The 20,647-nt window shown below is 40.5% G+C and carries 19 protein-coding genes, 1 tRNA gene, 2 rRNA genes, 1 other RNA gene and 1 other annotated feature; of the genes, 18 read left to right on the top strand and 5 right to left on the bottom strand.

Annotation, left to right across the window (positions count from 1 at the left end; translation table 11 throughout):
- Positions 1-90: 90 nt before the first annotated feature.
- The 4 genes from rrf to AC1DSK_RS16470 all read left to right on the top strand — a co-directional run bounded on the left by rrf (position 91) and on the right by AC1DSK_RS16470 (position 4,522).
- Positions 91-206: ribosomal RNA gene (rrf, locus tag AC1DSK_RS16485) — 5S ribosomal RNA — on the top strand.
- A gap of 769 nt (positions 207-975) precedes the next feature.
- Positions 976-1,452, top strand: coding sequence for a glutathione peroxidase (locus AC1DSK_RS16480; protein ID WP_477548638.1), 477 nt, complete (start codon positions 976-978; stop codon positions 1,450-1,452).
- A 107-nt stretch (positions 1,453-1,559) separates the two neighbouring features.
- Complete coding sequence (gene guaB / locus AC1DSK_RS16475; RefSeq protein WP_477548637.1) at positions 1,560-3,023, top strand: IMP dehydrogenase; 1,464 nt, start codon at positions 1,560-1,562, stop codon at positions 3,021-3,023.
- 143 nt (positions 3,024-3,166) lie between these two features.
- A complete protein-coding gene (locus AC1DSK_RS16470) occupies positions 3,167-4,522 on the top strand; it encodes a serine hydrolase (RefSeq protein ID WP_477548636.1) in 1,356 nt (451 codons plus the stop codon).
- 53 nt (positions 4,523-4,575) lie between these two features.
- Here the strand turns inward: AC1DSK_RS16470 and pdxR are convergent, their stop codons facing one another.
- A complete protein-coding gene (gene pdxR, locus AC1DSK_RS16465; protein WP_477548635.1) occupies positions 4,576-5,985 on the bottom strand; it encodes a MocR-like pyridoxine biosynthesis transcription factor PdxR in 1,410 nt (469 codons plus the stop codon).
- Positions 5,986-6,089: 104 nt separating this feature from the next.
- Between pdxR and pdxS the strand changes: the two genes are divergently transcribed.
- From pdxS to serS, 4 genes are all read left to right on the top strand, one after another.
- Positions 6,090-6,980: a pyridoxal 5'-phosphate synthase lyase subunit PdxS gene (gene pdxS / locus AC1DSK_RS16460; protein WP_016428953.1), complete on the top strand. Its 891-nt coding sequence runs from the start codon at positions 6,090-6,092 to the stop codon at positions 6,978-6,980.
- A gap of 1 nt (position 6,981) precedes the next feature.
- Complete coding sequence (pdxT, locus tag AC1DSK_RS16455) at positions 6,982-7,569, top strand: pyridoxal 5'-phosphate synthase glutaminase subunit PdxT (protein ID WP_477548634.1); 588 nt, start codon at positions 6,982-6,984, stop codon at positions 7,567-7,569.
- Between the two features lie 339 nt (positions 7,570-7,908).
- Positions 7,909-9,570, top strand: a complete 1,662-nt coding sequence (locus AC1DSK_RS16450) for a M4 family metallopeptidase (protein WP_477548633.1) — start codon at positions 7,909-7,911, stop codon at positions 9,568-9,570.
- A gap of 115 nt (positions 9,571-9,685) precedes the next feature.
- Positions 9,686-9,900: a binding site (T-box leader), on the top strand.
- Positions 9,901-10,146: 246 nt separating this feature from the next.
- Positions 10,147-11,424, top strand: a complete 1,278-nt coding sequence (gene serS, locus AC1DSK_RS16445) for a serine--tRNA ligase (protein WP_477548632.1) — start codon at positions 10,147-10,149, stop codon at positions 11,422-11,424.
- Between the two features lie 38 nt (positions 11,425-11,462).
- On the opposite strand, the gene tadA is transcribed toward serS, so the two are convergent.
- Entirely contained in the window at positions 11,463-11,948 is a 486-nt protein-coding gene (gene tadA, locus AC1DSK_RS16440; RefSeq protein ID WP_477548631.1) for a tRNA adenosine(34) deaminase TadA, read from the bottom strand.
- An 85-nt stretch (positions 11,949-12,033) separates the two neighbouring features.
- On the opposite strand from tadA, the gene AC1DSK_RS16435 reads away from it, so the two are divergent.
- The 3 genes from AC1DSK_RS16435 (at position 12,034) to AC1DSK_RS16425 (ending at position 14,589) form a co-directional block, all read left to right on the top strand.
- The gene (locus AC1DSK_RS16435) at positions 12,034-13,173 is read left to right on the top strand and encodes a glycosyl hydrolase family 18 protein (RefSeq protein ID WP_477548630.1); all 1,140 of its coding nucleotides are present in this window, start codon (positions 12,034-12,036) and stop codon (positions 13,171-13,173) included.
- A 112-nt stretch (positions 13,174-13,285) separates the two neighbouring features.
- Positions 13,286-13,924 (top strand): deoxynucleoside kinase, encoded by a 639-nt coding sequence (locus AC1DSK_RS16430; RefSeq protein WP_477548629.1) that lies wholly within the window; start codon positions 13,286-13,288, stop codon positions 13,922-13,924.
- A complete protein-coding gene (locus tag AC1DSK_RS16425; RefSeq protein ID WP_427448158.1) occupies positions 13,921-14,589 on the top strand; it encodes a deoxynucleoside kinase in 669 nt (222 codons plus the stop codon). The genes AC1DSK_RS16430 and AC1DSK_RS16425 overlap by 4 nt, the downstream gene beginning before the upstream one ends.
- 52 nt (positions 14,590-14,641) lie before the next feature.
- On the opposite strand, the gene AC1DSK_RS16420 is transcribed toward AC1DSK_RS16425, so the two are convergent.
- The 3 genes from AC1DSK_RS16420 to AC1DSK_RS16410 all read right to left on the bottom strand — a co-directional run bounded on the left by AC1DSK_RS16420 (position 14,642) and on the right by AC1DSK_RS16410 (position 16,415).
- The gene (locus tag AC1DSK_RS16420) at positions 14,642-15,109 is read right to left on the bottom strand and encodes a hypothetical protein (RefSeq protein WP_477548628.1); all 468 of its coding nucleotides are present in this window, start codon (positions 15,107-15,109) and stop codon (positions 14,642-14,644) included.
- Between the two features lie 202 nt (positions 15,110-15,311).
- Positions 15,312-15,404, bottom strand: a tRNA-Ser gene (locus AC1DSK_RS16415).
- 165 nt (positions 15,405-15,569) lie between these two features.
- The gene (locus AC1DSK_RS16410) at positions 15,570-16,415 is read right to left on the bottom strand and encodes a P-loop NTPase family protein (RefSeq protein ID WP_477548627.1); all 846 of its coding nucleotides are present in this window, start codon (positions 16,413-16,415) and stop codon (positions 15,570-15,572) included.
- A gap of 158 nt (positions 16,416-16,573) precedes the next feature.
- Between AC1DSK_RS16410 and ffs the strand changes: the two genes are divergently transcribed.
- The 7 genes from ffs to AC1DSK_RS16375 form a co-directional block, all read left to right on the top strand.
- Positions 16,574-16,841: signal recognition particle sRNA large type (gene ffs, locus AC1DSK_RS16405), an RNA gene on the top strand.
- Between the two features lie 152 nt (positions 16,842-16,993).
- Positions 16,994-18,766: a DNA polymerase III subunit gamma/tau gene (gene dnaX / locus AC1DSK_RS16400; RefSeq protein ID WP_342542605.1), complete on the top strand. Its 1,773-nt coding sequence runs from the start codon at positions 16,994-16,996 to the stop codon at positions 18,764-18,766.
- A 14-nt stretch (positions 18,767-18,780) separates the two neighbouring features.
- Positions 18,781-19,101 (top strand): YbaB/EbfC family nucleoid-associated protein, encoded by a 321-nt coding sequence (locus AC1DSK_RS16395; protein ID WP_477548626.1) that lies wholly within the window; start codon positions 18,781-18,783, stop codon positions 19,099-19,101.
- Between the two features lie 11 nt (positions 19,102-19,112).
- Positions 19,113-19,709, top strand: coding sequence for a recombination mediator RecR (gene recR / locus AC1DSK_RS16390; protein WP_016428965.1), 597 nt, complete (start codon positions 19,113-19,115; stop codon positions 19,707-19,709).
- A gap of 20 nt (positions 19,710-19,729) precedes the next feature.
- On the top strand, positions 19,730-19,942 hold the full coding sequence (locus AC1DSK_RS16385) for a YaaL family protein (RefSeq protein ID WP_477548625.1): 213 nt from the start codon (positions 19,730-19,732) through the stop codon (positions 19,940-19,942).
- A gap of 68 nt (positions 19,943-20,010) precedes the next feature.
- The gene (locus AC1DSK_RS16380; protein ID WP_016428967.1) at positions 20,011-20,271 is read left to right on the top strand and encodes a pro-sigmaK processing inhibitor BofA family protein; all 261 of its coding nucleotides are present in this window, start codon (positions 20,011-20,013) and stop codon (positions 20,269-20,271) included.
- 308 nt (positions 20,272-20,579) lie between these two features.
- A 16S ribosomal RNA gene (locus AC1DSK_RS16375) occupies positions 20,580-20,647 on the top strand; the annotation flags it as partial.

Genomic DNA, 20,647 nt, shown 5'->3' with positions numbered 1-20,647 from the left:
ACTAATCGATCGAGGACTTAACCAAAATGAATTTGAATGGTTTTCAATGACCCGTTTATCCAGTTTTGAGTGAACAAACACTCAAAAAAGTCTAGTGATAATGGCAAAGAGGTCACACCCGTTCCCATACCGAACACGGAAGTTAAGCTCTTTAGCGCCGATGGTAGTTGGGGGTTTCCCCCTGTGAGAGTAGGACGTCGCTAGGCAAAGTAAAAAACCGGTACCTTTCGAGGTATCGGTTTTTTTGTGTTCTTTTTTAAACAGGAATCGAAGGTGTGCGAGAAAAGAGAGGTGCAAGTAGTTCGAGGAAACAAGGGGGCGAGTCTCGGAGCGTATAACATACGTGAGAAACGAGAAGCCCGCAGATGATGAAGAAATACGCAGTGCATCTCTTTTCGCAGCCTAGCGCCGATGGTAGGTGGGGGGCTCCCCCTGTGAGAGTAGGACGTCGCTAGGCAAAGTAAGAAACCGGTGCCTTCCGAGGTATCGGTTTTTTTGTGTTCTTTTTAAATGGTTTGAACAGGAGCGTAGCGAAAATATAAACAATTAGTCTTTCTGAGACCGTAACTTTATGTAATAGCCCAAGAACGTAAATGGGAAACCACTCTGCTTACGCTCCATGGCTCTTTTCCGTGGAGGAAGGGTTATTTAAAGGGAAGATTCGGTTGATTAGGAGAAGTTGATTCAACAAGTCTACTAGCCAGTGAGATGAGTTTGAGCGATAAATTTTCAAACCCCTGTTTTAGAAAAGATATCTTGTTTCACTAATCAACTTAACTTGGCTTATGAGATTAGCTACAGCTTGCTATACGTCTTGAAAGAGTGATTGTCATGAGTAATCCATTAATCTATCAATCGTTAACTACTAAAGCTATAGCTAGTTTGTAAGCGTATTGATGAATCCAATTACTTGTACATTACCGGGTAACTCGATATGTTAAGAATATAAAATGCAAGACGAGAGGATGTTGTCAAATGACGAATGTTTATGATTATGCTGCAACTTTAGTGAATGGCAAGGAAGTCTCATTAAGTGATTATAAAGGGCAACCTATGATTATTGTGAATACTGCTAGTAAATGCGGATTCACTCCACAGTTTCAAGAGTTACAAGAATTATATGATGAATATAAGGATCAAGGTCTTGTCGTTTTAGGTTTCCCATGCGGGCAATTTAGCAATCAAGAGTTTGATGATGTAAAAGAAACAATGGAATTTTGTCAATTGAATTATGGCGTATCATTCCCGATGTTCCAGAAGATAGATGTGAAAGGTGACAGTGCTCATCCATTGTTCCAACACCTGGTTTCTGAAAAGAAAGGGTTATTGACCGAAGATATTAAATGGAACTTTACAAAGTTTTTGGTCGATCCCGACGGGCAAGTTGTAAAACGTTATGCACCACAATCATCGCCAAAGAAAATTGAAGGTGATTTGTTGCAATATATTTAATGAAATGTCCGAATAATCTTTCTTATTCCATGTTCCTTGACAGTCCATGTAGCCGCTGATAACCTTATCAATAATATTCATGAGGATATAGGGAGGCGTAAGAGATTATGTGGGAATCAAAATTTGTTAAAGAAGGCTTAACGTTTGATGATGTATTGCTTGTTCCAGCGAAGTCTGAAGTGTTACCGAAAGATGTTAGTTTGTCTGTTCATTTGACGTCGAAAATCAAATTAAATATACCAATGATCAGTGCTGGTATGGATACGGTCACTGAAGCTGCAATGGCGATTGCAATGGCTCGTCAAGGTGGTCTTGGTGTGATTCATAAAAACATGAGCATTGAAGAACAGGCTGAGCAAGTCGTCACGGTAAAACGTTCTGAAAATGGCGTTATTACAGATCCTTTCTTCCTTACGCCGACTCATCAAGTATACGATGCAGAACATTTAATGGGTAAATACCGTATTTCTGGTGTACCGATTGTTAACAATGAAGAAGAGTTAAAGTTGGTCGGGATTATTACAAACCGCGATCTTCGCTTTATTCAGGACTACTCATTGGCAATTGAAGATGTGATGACGAGAGAAGAATTGGTTACTGCTTCAGTAGGGACAACTCTTGAGGATGCAGAAAAGATTTTACAACAATATAAAATCGAAAAGCTGCCGATTGTGGATGAGTCTGGTGTATTAAAAGGATTAATTACGATAAAAGATATCGAAAAAGTAATTGAGTTCCCCAATGCAGCAAAAGACCATCATGGACGTTTGTTGGTGGGTGCTGCAGTAGGAGTTACTTCTGACACAATGAAGCGTGTTGAACACCTTGTAAAAGCTCAAGTCGACGTGATTGTTATCGATACGGCTCATGGTCATTCACAGGGCGTAATCGATACTGTCAGTGCGATTCGTAAAACGTATCCTGAATTGGATATCATTGCAGGGAATGTAGCAACTGCTGAAGCTACGGCGGCATTATTTGAAGCTGGTGCTGATGTGGTGAAAGTAGGAATTGGTCCAGGATCAATTTGTACAACTCGTGTTGTTGCGGGTGTCGGTGTTCCCCAAATTACGGCTGTTTACGATTGTGCGACAGAAGCTCGTAAACATGGCAAAACAATCATTGCCGATGGCGGGATTAAGTATTCTGGAGACATTGTAAAAGCTTTAGCGGCAGGTGGACACGTGGTTATGCTCGGAAGTTTACTTGCAGGAACTTCAGAAAGTCCTGGAGAAACTGAAATCTTCCAAGGTCGTCGATTCAAAGTATATCGTGGAATGGGTTCAATCGGGGCGATGGAAAAAGGCTCGAAAGACCGTTATTTCCAAGACGATGCCAAAAAGTTAGTACCTGAAGGAATTGAAGGTCGTCTTCCTTATAAAGGACCACTTTCAGATACAATCCATCAATTGATGGGTGGTATTCGTGCAGGTATGGGTTACTGTGGAACGAAAGATTTACAAGATTTACGCGAGAATTCACAGTTCATCAAAATGACGGGTGCAGGGTTGATTGAAAGCCATCCGCATGACGTGCAAATTACGAAAGAATCTCCAAATTACTCTATCTAATTAAATAACGGAACTTTAGCACCTATCTGCCGTCTATATTTTAGGCAGATTGGGTGCTTTTTTTTCAGAACGTCCCGTATGCCAGATTTTTGTGATAAAATGAGCAAGGGAAAATTAAAAAAGAGAATGGCGGAGGTTCTGAAGTGAAAAGTGCAGTGAGCAAGGCGCTAGTGCGCTGGTTACTCCTTCCGATTCTGATGGTAAGTATGGTTGTAACGCAACCGGCTTCTACAGATGCTGAAGAGAGTCTGAATTTATTGGTTGACGGTGCTATATTAATTGACGCGGATACAGGAAAAATATTATACGAACAAAATGCAGATACAGCTTTAGGTATAGCAAGTATGACGAAAATGATGACTGAGTACTTATTATTTGAAGCGATTGAAAACGGACAAGTTACTTGGGATCAACAATATTCAGTAACAGATTACACATGGAAGATCTCACAAGATCGTGTATTGAGTAACGTGCCTCTTCGTCGTGATGGGTCATACTCTATCAAGGAATTATATGAAGCAATGGCGATTTATTCAGCCAATGCAGCAACCATTGCCATCGCTGAAACGATTGCAGGGACGGAGTCAGAATTCGTCAACATGATGAACAAGAAAGCCGAAGAGATGGGATTGGAAGGATATAAATTCGTCAACTCTACTGGGTTGAGCAATTCAGATCTACAAGGAATGCACCCTCAAGGAACTGGACCTCAGGATGAAAACGTTATGCCTGCAAAGTCTGTTGCAAAACTTGCTTACCATTTGTTGAAAGATTACCCGGAAGTGCTTGAAACGACGAGCATTCCAAGAAAAGTTTTCCGTGAAGGCACAGACGACGCCATCAACATGGAAAACTGGAACTTCATGCTTCCAGGATTGGTGTATGAATACAAGGGTGCTAAAGTAGATGGGCTGAAAACCGGTACAACGAATTTTGCCGGCCACTGTTTCACTGGTACAGTTGAAAAAGATGGAATGCGTGTGATTGCGGTTGTCATGAAGGCAGTAGACAGCAAAGGCGAGGGTTCTTACAAAGCACGATTTGACGCTGCTCGTGCATTGTTTGATTATGGGTTCTCGCAATTTGCAAAAGAAGAAGTTTTACCTGCAGGGTATGTATTTAAAGACCAAAAAGATATCCCTGTAATTAAAGGGAAAGAAGACCAAGTCGGCATTACAGTAAAAGAGCCGATTGAAATGGTCATTAAATCAAGCGAAAAAGATTTATACAAGCCCAAATTGGTGCTTGATGAGAAGAAAATGAAAGATGGTTCTTTGGAAGCTCCGATTAAGAAGGATGAAGTAATTGGTCATGTGGAAATTGTGAAGTCTGAAGGGTCAGATTACGGGTACATCACAGGCGCTTCAAATTCTTCTGATGTTGTAACAACTGAAGCCGTTGAACGTGCAAGCTGGTTCACTTTAGGCTTACAAGGTGTTGGTCATTTCTTCGGCAAACTATGGAATGGTGCTTCTGACTTTGTCGGTGGATTATTCTAAGCAAAAAACAAATCAAAACCGTGATTCCTTCAATTGAAGAAATCACGGTTTTTTTATGCTTTCTTTATATGCCAAGCTTTCATTAAGGCCTCTATTGCTGGTCCAAATGCTTCTTCTTCAAAACCACCGAAACCAATCAGCACTTGGGGGTTGGAGGGAATATTTTCGGTTGGATGATGGTAGTCGGACAAGGCGTATACCCGAATGTCTTGCTGTTTGGCAAGTTCAACTAACTCGCGATCAGACGATTCGCTATCAATCGTTAAGACGATGTGCATGCCTGCTTGCTCGCCTGAAATTTGGACGGTAGGTTTATACGCGTCCAATGCTTGCGTTAACTTCTCCAATTTTTTACGGTATAACTTTCTCATACGATTCAAATGCTTTGAAAAATGGCCGTCTCTCATGAACTGCGCAAGAACATGTTGATCGAGTCTCGGCACCGTTGATGAATAATACGGAAATGTTTGTCGATACGCTTGCAGCAAGTGCATTGGTAACACAAAATAGGCAATGCGTAGGGAAGGCATAAGTGATTTAGAAAAGGTACTGATGTAAATGACGCGTTCTCGCTGATCCATTCCCTGAAGAGATGGGATTGGTTTACCAACGTAGCGGAATTCACTGTCATAGTCATCTTCGATAATATAGCGCCCTTCTTTGGCAGAAGCCCAGTTAAGTAATTGAACCCGTCTGGAAGCGGAGAGAATCGCCCCGGTAGGGAATTGGTGCGAAGGCGTCACATAGGCAACGTTTGCAGGTTTCTTATCCAATTGTGCTACTTGCATACCATCTTCATCGACAGGAACGGCCAAAGTTTTCCGATCGTTATTGTCAAAAATATGGTGGGTCATCGGATAGCCCGGGTTTTCAATAGCGAAGACGGATTGTTTCCCGAGTAAACGGATCAAAAGTGGCATCAGCTGTTCGGTTCCTGAACCTATCACTACTTGTTGTGCTGTACAACGAACACCACGAGAGGAGTATAAATAACTCGCAATTTCCTGTCTTAGCTCCACATCCCCTTGAGGATGACCGAGTAGCAATAAATCCCGAGATGTTTCATCTAACACTTCTTTTGCATACTTTCGCCATTGATTGAAAGGGAAAGCAGAAGTGTCAATACGACCCGAGTTAAAATCAATACTGTAGACGTGTTTCAACGATTCCGATTGCTCATGTTCCATTCGTGTTTCATCTACATAAGCAAGCTCTTCCACTTGTTCTACGTAATATCCACTCCGCGCAACAGCTTTTATAAAACCTTCAGCAACCAGCTGTCCATAGGCGAGTTCAATTGTTGTTTGACTGATAGTTAGAAATTCCGACAGCTGTCTTTTAGAAGGCAACTTAGTGCCGACCTCTAAGTCACCCCGAATGATTGCTTCCTTCATTTCACGATAAAGCTGCTCATATAGAGGTGTTGGTGAGGATTTATCTACTTGATTGAGCCAAATATCCATCATTCGCTCCTAACTGACCTTATTAAATAGTTCAAAACTGACACTTTTTAAATGGTCATACTTCATTATACTAATAATATTAGATGAAATGGAGGCTATATACAATGACTCAACATTTAACAGGTACGGATCGTGTAAAACGTGGTATGGCAGAAATGCAAAAAGGTGGCGTCATCATGGACGTTATCAACGCAGAACAAGCTCGTATTGCTGAAGCGGCAGGAGCAGTAGCAGTAATGGCATTGGAACGAGTACCTTCTGATATTCGTGCAGCAGGTGGCGTAGCACGAATGGCTGATCCGCGAATTACGGAAGAAGTACTGAATGCAGTAACAATTCCAGTTATGGCAAAAGCACGTATTGGTCATATTTCTGAAGCCCGCATGTTAGAAGCAATGGGTGTAGATTATATTGATGAATCGGAAGTATTAACACCAGCAGATGAAGAGTTCCATTTAATTAAGAGTAATTTCACCGTTCCTTTTGTATGTGGGAACAAAGATTTAGGTGAAGCAGCTCGAAGAATTGGTGAAGGTGCTTCCATGCTTCGCACAAAAGGGGAACCTGGTACGGGTAATATTGTAGAAGCAGTGCGTCATTTGCGTAAATTAAATGCTCAGGTACGTAAAATCATTCACATGAATGAAGACGAATTAATGACGGAAGCAAAAATTCTAGGTGCTCCTTACCATGTGTTACTTGAAATCAAACACTTGGGCAGATTACCGGTTGTAAACTTTGCAGCAGGTGGGGTAGCTACTCCTGCAGATGCAGCATTGATGATGGAACTTGGAGCAGACGGAGTTTTCGTAGGATCAGGTATCTTCAAATCAGATAACCCTGAAAGATTTGCACGTGCAATCGTTGAAGCGACGACGCACTACCAAGACTACAAATTACTTGTTGAGATTTCAAAAGACCTTGGAGTGCCGATGAAAGGGATTGAAATGTCCCGTTTAGAAGCGAAAGATCGAATGCAGGATCGAGTACTGTAATATGGTGAAAATCGGAGTATTGGCTCTACAAGGAGCTGTTCGAGAACATATTCAATCGATAGAAGCGAGCGGAGCACAAGCAGTCGTTGTCAAACGTGTGGAAGACTTGTCTGGGATTGATGGATTAATTCTACCGGGCGGAGAAAGCACAGCGATGCGTCGTCTGATTGATTTATACGGCATGATGGAACCATTACGCGAATTTGCAAAAGCGGGACATCCGATGTTTGGGACGTGTGCAGGGCTTATCCTCCTGGCCAGTTCACTTGTAGGATATGAGCAACCGCATATAGGAGTAATGGATGTGACAGTAGAACGTAATTCATTTGGTCGACAAGTCGATAGTTTCGAAGTGAGCCTTTTAATAAAAGGTGTTGCAGATGATTTTCCTGCTGTGTTCATAAGGGCACCGCATATTAATGAAGTTGGACCTAAGACAGAAGTATTATGTGAACATAACGGTCGTATTGTGATGGCCCAACAAGGACAATTTTTAGGGTGCTCTTTTCATCCGGAACTAACGGATGATCATCGTGTAACTGCTTATTTTGTCCAATTAGTAGAAAATTTTATAAAGCAAAAAGTTTAAGATTAAGCCTGCCATTGTGCAGGCTTATTTTTTTTGAAGTTCTAAAAGATGATTATTAAATTGTAACCACCTAACCACATTTAGAAGAATGTGTAAATGTTAAATTGAAATGGATATTAATTAGATAATCTTTCTATCTATTGATATAGGTTTATTAAAACAAATGATTCAAAAGACTAGTTTAAGAAAAATTATCCATTTTTTCAACGGGAGAATAAACCTGTATTTAATCAATAAAAAACAGTGATAGTTACCTATTTATTCAGAATAGTAGAAAAGATACAATACGAATTACCCGGAATTATTTCGGAATTTTCAGAAACTGAGGAGTGAAGTTGAGTGAAGAAGAAAAAAGTCGTGAGTCTGAGTTTAGCAGCAACAGTTGCATTATCTGCAGCTATTGCCCCAGTACAGGCAGCACCAGGAAATGCAAATTCTGAAAAAGTCCACATGAATCAAAAAAGCAACACACCGGATTTTATTTCTGGTAAACTAACAGCCCCATCGAAGAAAGCAGCAAAAGACATTGTGTTAAATTATTTAGCAGAAAAACAAGGACTCTATAAAACCAGCAATGATTCTTATTCTAATTTCAAAGTACTAGATGAAACAAAAGATGAAGCGGGCTTCACTCTAGTAAAATTACAACAAGTTTATAAAGGTGTACCAGTCTTCGGATCAGTATTAACAGCGCATATTGATGCGGATGGTGTATTGACAGCTGTATCTGGTGAACTAGCACCAGAATTAGATAAAAAACAATCTTTAAAGAGTGGCGCAAAAATCAAACATGCTGAAGCTCAAGCGATTGCATCCAAAGATCTGGAAGCAAAAGTAGGAGAAGCACCAGAACTTGAGAAAGAAGCAAAACCTGAATTCGTAATCTATGTGAAAGATGGAAAAGCTAACTACGCGTATGCTTTTGAGTTTGAATTCTTATATCCATCACCAGGTAACTATCAGTATTTCGTAGATGCTCAAACAGGGGAGATTTTAGCCTCGTATAATCAGATTCATGAAGCAAAATCATCACCTGGTGTTACATCACCAACAGGTACCAACACAGTAGGTTCGGGTAAGGGTGTTTTAGGTGATACGAAGTCATTTAATACGGTAACGAACAGCAATGGTTCATATTTGGTGGATCGTACGCGTGGAAACGGAATCTTTACGTATAATGGTAAAAACCGTACACAAACACCAGGAACGTTATGGTTGGATACAGATAACGTGTTGAACGCGGCTTTTGATGCACCAGCTGTTGATGCTCACGCTTACGCTGCCCAAACATATGATTATTATAAAAATGTCCATAACCGTAATAGCTATGATGGCAATGGGGCACAATTAATTTCTACCGTACATTACGGTCGCAATTACAACAATGCTTTCTGGAGTGGTTCGCAAATGGTGTATGGTGATGGAGATGGCTCTACATTCATCCCTCTATCAGGATCGCTTGACGTTATCGCACATGAGTTGACTCATGCCGTGACGGATACAACTGCGGATTTAGTCTATCAAAATGAATCAGGCGCAATCAATGAATCAATGTCTGATATTTTCGGTACGTTAGTAGAATATCATTTCAATAACAATCCTGACTGGTTAATGGGAGAAGACATTTATACACCGGGAACATCAGGTGATGCATTACGATCCATGGCAGACCCAACAGAAAATGGAGATCCGGATCATTACTCGAAACGTTATGTAGGAACATCGGATAATGGCGGTGTTCACTCGAACAGTGGAATCAGCAACAAAGCTGCATACCTGTTAGCAAATGGCGGCACACATTACAGTGTTAGCGTAGCAGGAATCGGCAATGACAAAACGGGTAAAATTTTCTACCGTACGTTAACACAGTATTTAACACCAAACTCTACTTTTAGCCAATACCGTGTAGCAGCTGTTCAAGCAGCGACTGACCTTTATGGCGCAAGCAGCAGTGAAGTGGCAAGTGTGAAATCAGCATTTACAGCAGTGGGTGTAAATTAATTATTGAAATTTAAAAGACATCAGCTTGTTCCTTAAATGGAGTAAGCTGATGTTTTTTCTTGTATAACAGCTTGCCAAAATACATATCCTGTAGTAAAGTATGGATAATTTCACATATGAAACGTTGATGGGAAGTAGTAACAAGTTCCGTTTTTTGAAGAGAACCAGCGGGTGGTGCGAGCTGGTAAAAACACTTGTGAATCCGTCCTGGAGTTGCGCGACTGAAAATTAGTAAGTTGCAGCCGGTTGAAAAGCCGTTATGAGACAAGTGGATTTGTTCGCATGGACAAATCAATCAGGGTGGCAACGCGGGTAGCTCTCGTCCCTTTCCAAGGGGATGGAGGGCTTTTTTTGTTGTCCAGCTTCGTAGCCCAGCTTGTACCTTCGCTTCAGAAACTCATTCGAAAACGAGTTTTCGATTCCTTTGGCTCCTGCGGTTACTCGTCGCAAAGGAGACCTTGCTTCCACTGGGGGAGTCGAGCGTGAGTGGGCTACAACGCTTTTCAGCGTTTTCTAAAACGTCTTTTTAACGCTTGTTACTAATCTCCCATCATCGAAATCGAAGGAGGAAAATACATGTTAGATGTAAAACGCGTAAGAGATAATTACGAAGAAGTGAAAGCAAAACTTGAAAAGCGCGGTGAGGACTTAGGAAACTTTGATCAATTTGCAGAGCTGGATTCTAAACGTCGTGAACTAATCGGCAAAGCTGAAGTATTAAAAGCAGAACGAAATGAGGCATCTGAAAAAATTGCGGTTATGAAGCGCAATAAAGAAAATGCGGACGATGTAATCTTGCGTATGCGTCAAGTAGGCGATGAAATCAAAGTGTTGGATGAAGAATTACGTAGTGTAGAAGAAAAGTTTGCAGACATGATGATGCGTCTTCCAAATATTCCACACGACAGCGTTCCGGTTGGGGATTCTGAAGATGATAACGTTGAAGATCGTACATGGGGAGAAATACGCGAATTTGATTTTGAACCAAAACCTCACTGGGATATCGCGACAGATTTGAATATTGTCGATTTCGAACGTGCGGCAAAAACAACTGGTAGCCGTTTCTTGTTCTATCGTGGTCTAGGTGCTCGTTTGGAACGTGCTCTTATGAACTTCATGATCGATCTTCATACCGAAGAGCATGGCTATGAAGAAATGCTGCCTCCATACTTGGCAAACCGTGCAAGTCTTACAGGGACAGGTCAATTGCCGAAGTTTGAAGAAGATGCATTCTTAATTGAAAAAGAAGATTTCTTCTTGATTCCAACGTCTGAAGTAACGGTAACAAACTTCTACCGTGATGAAATTTTAACAAAAGATGCATTGCCACAAGGTTTTGCTGCCTACAGTGCTTGTTTCCGTTCTGAAGCGGGTTCTGCCGGGCGCGATACACGTGGTTTGATTCGTCAACACCAATTCAACAAAGTGGAACTTGTTCGTTTTGTGAATCCTGATGATTCTTATAATGAATTGGAAAAATTAACAGGACATGCGGAGAAAGTTCTTCAATTATTGGGCTTGCCATACCGTGTCTTGAAAATGTGTACAGCGGATTTAGGATTTACGGCAGCGAAAAAATACGATATCGAAGTATGGATTCCTGCACAAGGCGTGTACCGTGAAATTTCTTCTTGCAGTAACTTTGAGGATTTCCAAGCACGTCGTGCAAACATTCGCTTCCGTCGTGAGCCAAATGCCAAACCGGAATTTGTGCATACGTTAAACGGTAGTGGATTGGCACTTGGCCGTACAGTTGCTGCTATTTTGGAAAACTACCAACAAGAAGACGGCTCTGTCATCATTCCTGAGGTTTTACGTCCATATATGGGTGGAAAAGAAATCATCAGTAAATAAATATTGAAAAATGAAGAAAACCGGAAATGAACTTTAACTTAAGTTCGTTTCCGGTTCTTTTTTTGTTCACGTAAATTACGGAAAAATTGTGTAAGAATTCCTCCGCATTCTTCAGCTAATATCCCTTCAGTTACCTCACATTCATGATTAAACCGAGAGTCGTTTAACAATCGATAGAGTGAGTCGACGCAACCTGCTTTAACGTCACGTGCACCGTAAACCACCCGGGGAATTCGTGACTGCAATATTGCCCCAGCGCACATCGGGCAAGGTTCAAGTGTGACGTAAAGGGTCATTTCTTCCAGGCGCCAACTTCCGATTTTTGCACAAGCTTGCTGGATTGCCAACAACTCTGCGTGAGTCGTTGCGTTTTGAGTCGTTTCTCTTAAGTTATGTGCACGTGCAATGATTTCATCCTGATAAACAATAACTGCACCAATTGGCACTTCACCTAGAATGGCAGCTTTTTGAGCTTCGCTTAATGCTTCAAGCATGAAAGTCCGGTCTTTTTCAAATACATCCATTCCGCATCGCTCCTTCATTTTAGTGTAGCATGTTTTGTTCATCCTACGCATAGCATAAATGAGATATGGAACAAGGAGGTTTTCGATGAATATTTATGTAGTAAAGCAAGGGGATAGTCTGTACTCTATTGCCAATAGGTTCGGGGTCGATCCTACCACACTGGCCAATATCAATGAGCTTACTGATCCGAACGTTTTGGTAGTCGGTCAAACGATTGTCATTCCTGGCGCACCAAATCCAAATCGCCCAACGACTGAAACGAATGCGTACGTGGAATGGTACACCGAAAAACCATCCCAAGCTGTGCTGGATGAGGTAAAGAAACGTGGTCCATTATTGACGTATATGATGCCATTTTCATATGAAGTCAAACGGGATGGTACGTTAACGCCATTGGATTGGAGTGGACTTGATCAGATTGCGCAAGATGAAAATATGGTTTCTGCTATCGTTATTTCCAATATCGAGAATGGTGCATTCAGTGATACTTTAGCGCAAGACATTTTCGCGAGCACTGCTGTGCAAGATAAACTCATTCAAAATATCCTGGCTGAAGCCAAGGCGAAAAATGCAAAAGATATTCATGTGGATTTTGAGTACTTACGAAAAGAAGATCGACAAAACTATGTTAATTTCTTAAAGAGGTTAAAAGCAGCGGCAACAGGTTTGACTCTTTCTGCTGCACTTGCTCCGAAAACGTCCGCCGATCAGGTCGGAAAATGGTATGGAGGGCATGACTATAAAAAAATCGGTGAAGTAGTCGATTTTGTTGTCATTATGACCTATGAATGGGGCTATAGTGGAGGTCCACCGATGGCTGTGTCTCCAATTGGACCGGTACGTAAAGTACTCACGTATGCATTAACAGAAATACCTGCTAAAAAAATCATGATGGGTCAAAATTTGTACGGGTATGACTGGACATTACCGTATAAACCAGGAAATCCACCGGCTCAAACGATTAGTCCGAAGCGGGCAGTGGAACTTGCCCGGGAACGTAATGCAGCAATCTTATATGATGAGGTAGCGCAAGCACCATATTTCAATTACTGGCGGGACGGAAAAGAACATGTAGTATGGTTTGAGGATGCCCGTTCGATTAAAGCAAAATTTGATTTATTAAAAGAATTAGGTTTGAAAGGAATCAGTTACTGGCACATTGCCTTCCAATTCCCACAGAACTGGGTCGTTCTTAATGAAATGTTCCACGTGAAAAAAAGATAGAGCTAAAACCCTTTTCCGCTTTGGAAAAGTGGTTTTTAGCTCTGTTTTTCGTTTTCCAGCTATGATAGAATAAAGGGCACTGAACGACTGAGAACGAGTAGGAGGACTTCTGATGCCGATTCCATTTATCACAGTTGAAGGCCCAATTGGTGTTGGAAAAACTTCATTATCTAAGGCCATAGCCGATGCAAATAAGTTTCAACTTTTAAAAGAAATTGTGGATGAAAATCCATTTTTAAATAAGTTTTATGAAGATATTGAAGAGTGGAGTTTCCAAACGGAAATGTTTTTCCTTTGCAATCGCTACAAACAACTAAGTGATATTCAAAAGAAATACATTGCCAATCATGAACCTGTCGTTGCGGACTACCACATTTTCAAAAATTTAATCTTCGCCAAACGTACACTTCCGGCAGAAGAGTATGTGAAGTACGAATCAATTTACCGTATTTTGACTCAGGATATGCCAAAGCCGAACATGGTCATCTATTTGCATGCTAGCGTGGATACACTGATGAAACGCATTGCACAGCGCGGGCGTGAATTCGAAAAATTGATAAGTGCAGAATATATGGAACAACTTTCAGCTGATTACCATGCATTCATTCAGTACTTTGAAGAAACACATCCGGAAATTCCGGTTCTTCGTTTCAACGGAGATGAAATTGATTTTGTTCAAAACGAATCTGATTTGAAATGGATCTTAAATAAAGTAGATGAAACGCTACAAAAAAGGAGTCTCCACGCATGAACTTACGTGAAAAATATGGCATTCCACAAAATGCCGTGATTACAATAGCGGGTACAGTGGGTGTAGGGAAATCAACGATGACCAAAGCACTTGCAGATGCACTAAAATTCCATACCTCTTTTGAAAAAGTGGACGCCAATCCATATTTAGATCGTTTCTATGATGACTTTGAAAAATGGAGCTTTCACTTACAAATTTATTTCCTGGCAGAACGTTTTAAAGAACAAAAACGTATTTTTGAATACGGCGGCGGTTTTATTCAAGATCGCTCGATATACGAAGATACAGGGATTTTCGCTAAAATGCATATGGAAAAAGGCACAATGAACCTTACAGATTATGAGACGTATACAAGTCTCTTTGATGCAATGGTGATGACGCCGTATTTCCCGCATCCAGACTTACTTATTTATTTGGATGGATCAATTGAAGACATTTTAAGCCGCATTCAATTACGTGGGCGTCCAATGGAACAATCCACTCCAGTTGAATATTGGTACGAAATGCATGAACGCTATGAAAACTGGATCAATTCTTTCAACGGCTGTCCTGTCCTGCGATTAAATATCAATGATTATGATTTGATGAAAAATCCTGAGACTGTGGAACCGATTGTTGAGCGTATTGGTCACTTTATTCAACAAACATCGATGTTACGTAGATAAAATGGACGAGCCTTCAGCAAAAGCTGGAGGCTTTTTTCTATTTGCAAATATCTCATTTGTTTCGCTTAACTGTTAGGTAGCTAGCAAACGCAATGATTGGAAAAAGTGCTATGAGGCCGAGGAGTAAAGTGAAACTGTCATTATTGTTAGGTCCTGGAAAAGGGGTGGGCAGTTTGTTGCCAGCATATTGCCCATCACGCGTCGCTTTATAATATTGCCCATTGGGGTCTTCAATCGCTATCGCTACATCTGTGCTTGTATCCAGGATAGAAAAATACTTCGTGCCACTGGCGTACGAATTTGAGAAATTACCGGAATACGTACCCTCTATATCGGAGTAACTTGTTACTTCTCCAATTTCTTTTCCGATTTGATCGACCTCTTCATCACTTATCACATAAATATAGCCATCCCAGATAACAAACGAATGAGCCCAGTCGGCCAATGCTTTCGTTGGCAAGAATACCAGTGAACATACGAGTGATAACATTAAGGAAATCAATAATGATTTACATTTCATCCGAACCCTCCTTATTCTTCCATTTAACGTTAGAAAAGCAGTTTACGTTACAAACCATTGGAAATTAGTAGTTAGAAAGCACAAAAAAAGGCAACTCAATGAGTTGCCTTCATAATATTCTGATTAGTTATGTTAGAAGAAAATTCGTTACGTTAGTAACGAATAACAATCTCCATTTATATGCGCGTGTTTGTTGAAAAAATGGAGGAGGTAGAGGGATTCGAACCCCCGCGGGATTTGACTCCCCTGTCGGTTTTCAAGACCGATCCCTTCAGCCAAACTTGGGTATACCTCCGTGTCAACAGAATATAATTTATCACGTACAAAAACTAAAGTCAACAACTACAGGTGATTAAATTAAAATTTAAGTATTTCGTTTATTTGCGCATTTTTTTAAAATGATTTGCGGTGCATAAGATAATAAAGGAAAGCGGGAAGTAAGAGGTGCCCTTTTGAAGTGTTAAATCACTTTTTCTTTCACGATTACGTCCAGCATGGTTTTATACTGTGTGAAATTATACGAAGAGTTATTCACCCTTACCTTCATAAAATCAATTTGATCAACGATTTCATTTTCCAACAACTTTCTCGCTTCCAGAACTTTTAAGGTTCCTTCGACTCCTGTATAGTCATTTGCTTTTCCGTACCCTTGATTCGTATAGTAATTAATAAATCCTTCAGCCCAATTGTTGTCTCGTTCTTTATAGGCTTTTTCGAATGAGGCTTCAAGATTTTCTTGATCCACGTAAATTAACAAAGGGTTCAATGGTTCAATTATTTTTGCCAGCTGTAAGATATAGTCTGAAACAATATCGCTAGAGGCATTGTATTTAATCATGCTGATGGTTATGGGGTTCTGTATCAAACAGCATTCGAAAATATAGGTTTTGTGACTCTTGAGCGCGTGTTGAACAAATTCCTTCCAGTTATTTATCATAAGTAGAATATGTATATCGAGAGGCAATTCATAAATATCATTTTTTGAAAGAAGCGTATATACGTCATCAGGAAGACTTGAATGGTTTGTATTTTTCATTTTTTGATAGGAAATGAAAGTTCCGTTCTCTTGTTGTTTCGCATTTTCTTTTAATATAGTTGCGTACTCAGTGTTTGCTGAAAGTAATTTTTCAAATTCTTCGTTTGTATAATAAGCAACTCCATCATAATCTGCAGGATGGTTTAGGTTTCCTTCAGAGAAAAGTTCGTTTTCTATATCATTCTTTTTCAATAGTTCATGCATAAGTTTGGCTGTTGTTGATTTCCCAAAGCCAGGCAACCCTTCAACTAAAATCAATTTTGTGTTCATGTTAGGTTTCTCCTTAAAGTGAGGATAAATTTACATTCCTATTATTCAATAAGAAAAACCCTTTTTCCTTCAAGCGAGGTAATGATTTAGTAAAAAGTCTCAGAGAATGAAATAGAAGGATTTGATTTTTTTCGGCTAAGTAAGTATACTAATAAATACCGTGCTAGGTGGGAAGGTAGCGGTGTCTTGTAACTCGCAATCCGCTCTAGCGAGACTGAACTCCTTCTCTGAGGCTGTTTATATGTAGGGTCTGACTTTTGCACGTAGTGTTGACGTCTGGGTCCTGCGCAATGGGTATCCATGAATCAGGTCAGGTCCGGAAGGAAGCAGCCTTAAGTGGACTTTTCTCATGTGCCGCAGGGTAGCCTAGGCAGAGCTAACGACAGAGGTTCCGCTTATGTATAGCAGTCGAAGGAAGGTGCACGGTATACATACTTCCATACAGGTGTTTGTTCGCTAACCATGCGAATGAACGCCTTTTTTCATTCTCGAATTCTTTGCTTTCAAAGAGCTAGAGTGAGTGCCTTATGTTATAATTAAAGAACTGTTTAAAATCACACTATAAGGGGAGAAATCAGTTGGCGTATCAAGCTTTTTATCGTGTTTACCGACCGCAATCATTCGCAGAAATGTCAGGTCAAGCACATGTGAAACAAACCCTTCAAAATGCTCTCCTTTATAATAAAACGACACATGCTTATTTATTCAATGGTCCGCGGGGGACTGGGAAAACAAGTGCGGCAAAAATCTTTGCCAAAGCGCTGAACTGTGAAAAGGCACCCGTATCTGAGCCGTGTAATGAATGTGAAACGTGTAAAAGTATTACCAACGGATCGAATACAGACGTTATTGAATTCGATGCTGCATCCAATTCACGAGTTGAAGAAATTCGCGATATAATTGAAAAAGTTCGGTTTGCTCCCGCAAACTCACGTTTTAAGGTGTATATCATCGATGAAGTGCATATGCTCTCAAATAGTGCTTTCAATGCTTTATTGAAAACACTAGAGGAACCACCGGCTCACGTTGTGTTTATACTGGCGACCACAGAGCCTCATAAATTGCCACTCACGATTATTTCTAGATGTCAGCGCTTTGACTTCAAACGAATTACGGCATCCGATATTGTGGATCGCATGAATGTCGTATTGGCTGATTCAGGAATCCCATCAAATGATCAAGCATTGAAAGTCATTGCACAAGCTGCATCAGGCGGTATGCGTGATGCGCTGAGCATGCTCGATCAAGTGGTATCGTTCAGTGGTGACGAAATGACAGTGGAAGATGCACTTCTTGTAACGGGGTCAATTGGGCAGGATATCTTCTACCAACTGGCAGAGTCCTTATTAACGAAAGATGTTGGGAAAGTATTAACTCTTTTAGAAGAATTAATGAAAGAAGGAAAAGATGCAGTTCGCTTAACTGAGGACTTAATTACCTTCTTCAGAGACCTGTTATTAATGAATACAGCTCCATCTCTTGATGAGTTATTGGAACTCGCATCTGGTGAGGAGAAGTTTAAACAACTTGCCCATCAGTTCCCGATTGATACGTTATATCGTTACATCGAAATCTTATCAGCCACTCAACAGGAAATGCGTTACTCGAATCATGCAAAAGTCTATTTAGAGACCGCTCTATTAAAAATGTCACAAGTTAAAGTAACTAATTCTCAGCAAGCGACAGTGGATTTAAGTCCCTTTGAAGAGAAAATTGCTCAACTTGAACGAACCGTCATCGCGCTTGAACAACAACTGAAACAAGGAATTGCAACAAATGGTGCACAAACTCCTCAAGCGAGTGAATCACAAAAACGCCAGAGGTTAAGAACTCAAACTGGTTTCAAAGCACCGTCAGGCCGCATTCAGGAAGTCTTAAAAACGGCAACGAAGCAAGATATTCAGTTAATCAAATCGCACTGGCCAACGATTATGACGCAATTGCAAAAATCACATGCCGCGTTATTGAATGAAGCAGAACCAGTTGCGGCATCTACCGGCGCATTTGTGTTAAAATTCAAATATGATATTCATTGCCAAATGGCTGCGGATAATCAAACGTTTTCAAGCGCCTTTTCTCAATTGCTCATGAATTTAACAGGTAAGATGTATGAGATTCTTTTTGTTCCTGAAGAAGCTTGGGTGAAAATCCGTGAAGAGTTTATTCGCAACAAAGGGTTGAAGGCGTCCGATTCTGATGCAGATGCAACAGCTGAGCCAAGTGAGACGGAACAAGCTGCGGATGAAATGTTAAGCTTTATGCAGGAAGAGAAAGCAGCCACGGAAGACCCGTTGATTGTGGAAGCGGAAAAATTATTTGGTAAAGAATTTGTAGAAATACATGATGATTAGGGAGGAAAAATAGTATGCGTGGAATGGGTAATATGCAAGGTATGATGAAACAAATGCAAAAAATGCAAAAGAAAATGGCTGAGGCTCAAGAAGAATTGGGAACTCAACATTTTGAAGGTGTTGCAGGTGGCGGTATGGTTAAAGTAACTGTTACTGGACACAAAGAAGTAATCAGTGTTGCTTTGGATGAATCAGTTGTTGATCCAGAAGACATCGAAATGTTACAAGACTTAATCGTAATCGCTACAAACGATGCGATGAAAAAAGCAGAAGAAACTTCGAACTCCACGATGGGACAATTCACGAAGGGATTGAACCTCCCTGGCATGTTCTAGGAGGAAATCACATGCATTATCCTGAACCGATATCAAAACTAATTGATAGTTTTATGAAATTGCCAGGTATTGGGCCGAAAACTGCGGCCCGTCTGGCATTTTTCGTGCTAAGCATGAAAGAGGACACTGTACTTGAATTTGCTAAAGCGTTGGTAGATGCAAAGCGTAACTTAAGTTACTGTTCTATTTGTGGTCATATTACAGATATAGACCCATGCCATATTTGCCAAGACAAACAACGCGACGACACCATCATTTGTGTTGTCCAAGATACGAAAGATGTCATCGCTTTGGAAAAAATGAGAGACTACAAAGGACTTTATCATGTGTTGCATGGAGCGATCTCGCCAATGGACGGGATAGGACCTGAAGATATTAACGTACCGCCTTTACTGAAAAGATTGCAGGATGAGCGAGTGCAAGAATTGATTTTAGCAACGAACCCTACAATAGAAGGTGAAGCAACTGCTATGTATATTTCCCGTCTTGTAAAGCCATCCGGAATTCGGACAACCCGTATTGCACATGGCCTTCCTGTAGGTGGAGATTTAGAGTATGCAGATGAAGTTACTTTATCGAAAGCGTTAGAAGGCCGACGTGAGCTATAAAGAGGAGGCCTAACTGCCACATGTTTTTCAAGAAAGCGAAACTTAAAAGAGAATTTGATACAAAGTTAATTTCTTTAATGAAAGAAACGAAAGAAGAATGGCAGCAAGCTCAACTCATTGAAGAACTAATGGATGACTATGAGTTGTCCATCATTGTCCAGCGCAAAATTGCCGAAAGCAAACACTTCTTTCTATATAAAGAAGCGAGAATACGAAAAATCCTTTTGAAATGAAGTATATGTTATACCGATTCCTTCATATAGTTAGTTGATAACTTATTATGAGAGGTGGGAGAAGCTCCATGAAGCTGACTCTTTATTTAATTGGTATAGCTGTACTTCTTTTTTTATTTTTAAACAAAGCATCAAAAGGACGAGTAATCGAAGCATTCTCTATTTGGTGGTTTAGAATTGCCTTTGCTTTTGTCATCTTGTTTGCAATCCACTTGATCGCAAGTCAGTTTGGTCTTTTCATTCCCGTCAACATTGTATCTGGCTTATTGATTGCATTCCTTGGCGTTCCAGGAATAGCTAGTGTATTAACGATTTCCATATTCTTATAACTTTTTAAGAAATAGTGTTGACTTTTATAAGTCAGGCTGATATATTTATAAAGTTGCTGATTTGAAAGCGACAAAGTGAAAAAAAGAATATCAAAACTTTTTGTTGACATAGCAAACAAGATTTGATAAGATATAAAAGTTGCCATTACAACAACGGCAAACAAATGAACCTTGAAAACTGAACAGCAAAACGTCAACAATAAAGCGGAACACACTTCGGTGTGGGAAGCAAAACTTGAACTTAATTGTTCATTTTAAAACGTCATTAATTTGACGCCAGCAACAAAGTCGAGCTAATCGACTCACCTATTATGGAGAGTTTGATCCTGGCTCAGGACGAACGCTGGCGGCGTGCCTAATACATGCAAGTCGAGCG

It is taken from the genome of Paenisporosarcina sp. P4_B8 (assembly GCF_056402175.1).
Note: the sequence above shows the minus strand (reverse complement) of the source record. Positions and strands in the feature narration are given on the sequence as shown.

Coding starts and splice junctions, on each gene's coding strand:
- AC1DSK_RS16430 (WP_477548629.1), top strand. CDS start 13,286: ATGCCGATTCCATTTATCACAGTTGAAGGCCCAATTGGTGTTGGAAAA.
- serS (WP_477548632.1), top strand. CDS start 10,147: ATGTTAGATGTAAAACGCGTAAGAGATAATTACGAAGAAGTGAAAGCA.
- pdxR (WP_477548635.1), bottom strand. CDS start 5,985: ATGGATATTTGGCTCAATCAAGTAGATAAATCCTCACCAACACCTCTA.
- AC1DSK_RS16380 (WP_016428967.1), top strand. CDS start 20,011: ATGAAGCTGACTCTTTATTTAATTGGTATAGCTGTACTTCTTTTTTTA.
- tadA (WP_477548631.1), bottom strand. CDS start 11,948: ATGGATGTATTTGAAAAAGACCGGACTTTCATGCTTGAAGCATTAAGC.
- AC1DSK_RS16385 (WP_477548625.1), top strand. CDS start 19,730: ATGTTTTTCAAGAAAGCGAAACTTAAAAGAGAATTTGATACAAAGTTA.
- AC1DSK_RS16435 (WP_477548630.1), top strand. CDS start 12,034: ATGAATATTTATGTAGTAAAGCAAGGGGATAGTCTGTACTCTATTGCC.
- guaB (WP_477548637.1), top strand. CDS start 1,560: ATGTGGGAATCAAAATTTGTTAAAGAAGGCTTAACGTTTGATGATGTA.
- AC1DSK_RS16480 (WP_477548638.1), top strand. CDS start 976: ATGACGAATGTTTATGATTATGCTGCAACTTTAGTGAATGGCAAGGAA.
- recR (WP_016428965.1), top strand. CDS start 19,113: ATGCATTATCCTGAACCGATATCAAAACTAATTGATAGTTTTATGAAA.
- pdxT (WP_477548634.1), top strand. CDS start 6,982: ATGGTGAAAATCGGAGTATTGGCTCTACAAGGAGCTGTTCGAGAACAT.
- pdxS (WP_016428953.1), top strand. CDS start 6,090: ATGACTCAACATTTAACAGGTACGGATCGTGTAAAACGTGGTATGGCA.
- AC1DSK_RS16410 (WP_477548627.1), bottom strand. CDS start 16,415: ATGAACACAAAATTGATTTTAGTTGAAGGGTTGCCTGGCTTTGGGAAA.
- AC1DSK_RS16425 (WP_427448158.1), top strand. CDS start 13,921: ATGAACTTACGTGAAAAATATGGCATTCCACAAAATGCCGTGATTACA.
- AC1DSK_RS16395 (WP_477548626.1), top strand. CDS start 18,781: ATGCGTGGAATGGGTAATATGCAAGGTATGATGAAACAAATGCAAAAA.
- AC1DSK_RS16420 (WP_477548628.1), bottom strand. CDS start 15,109: ATGAAATGTAAATCATTATTGATTTCCTTAATGTTATCACTCGTATGT.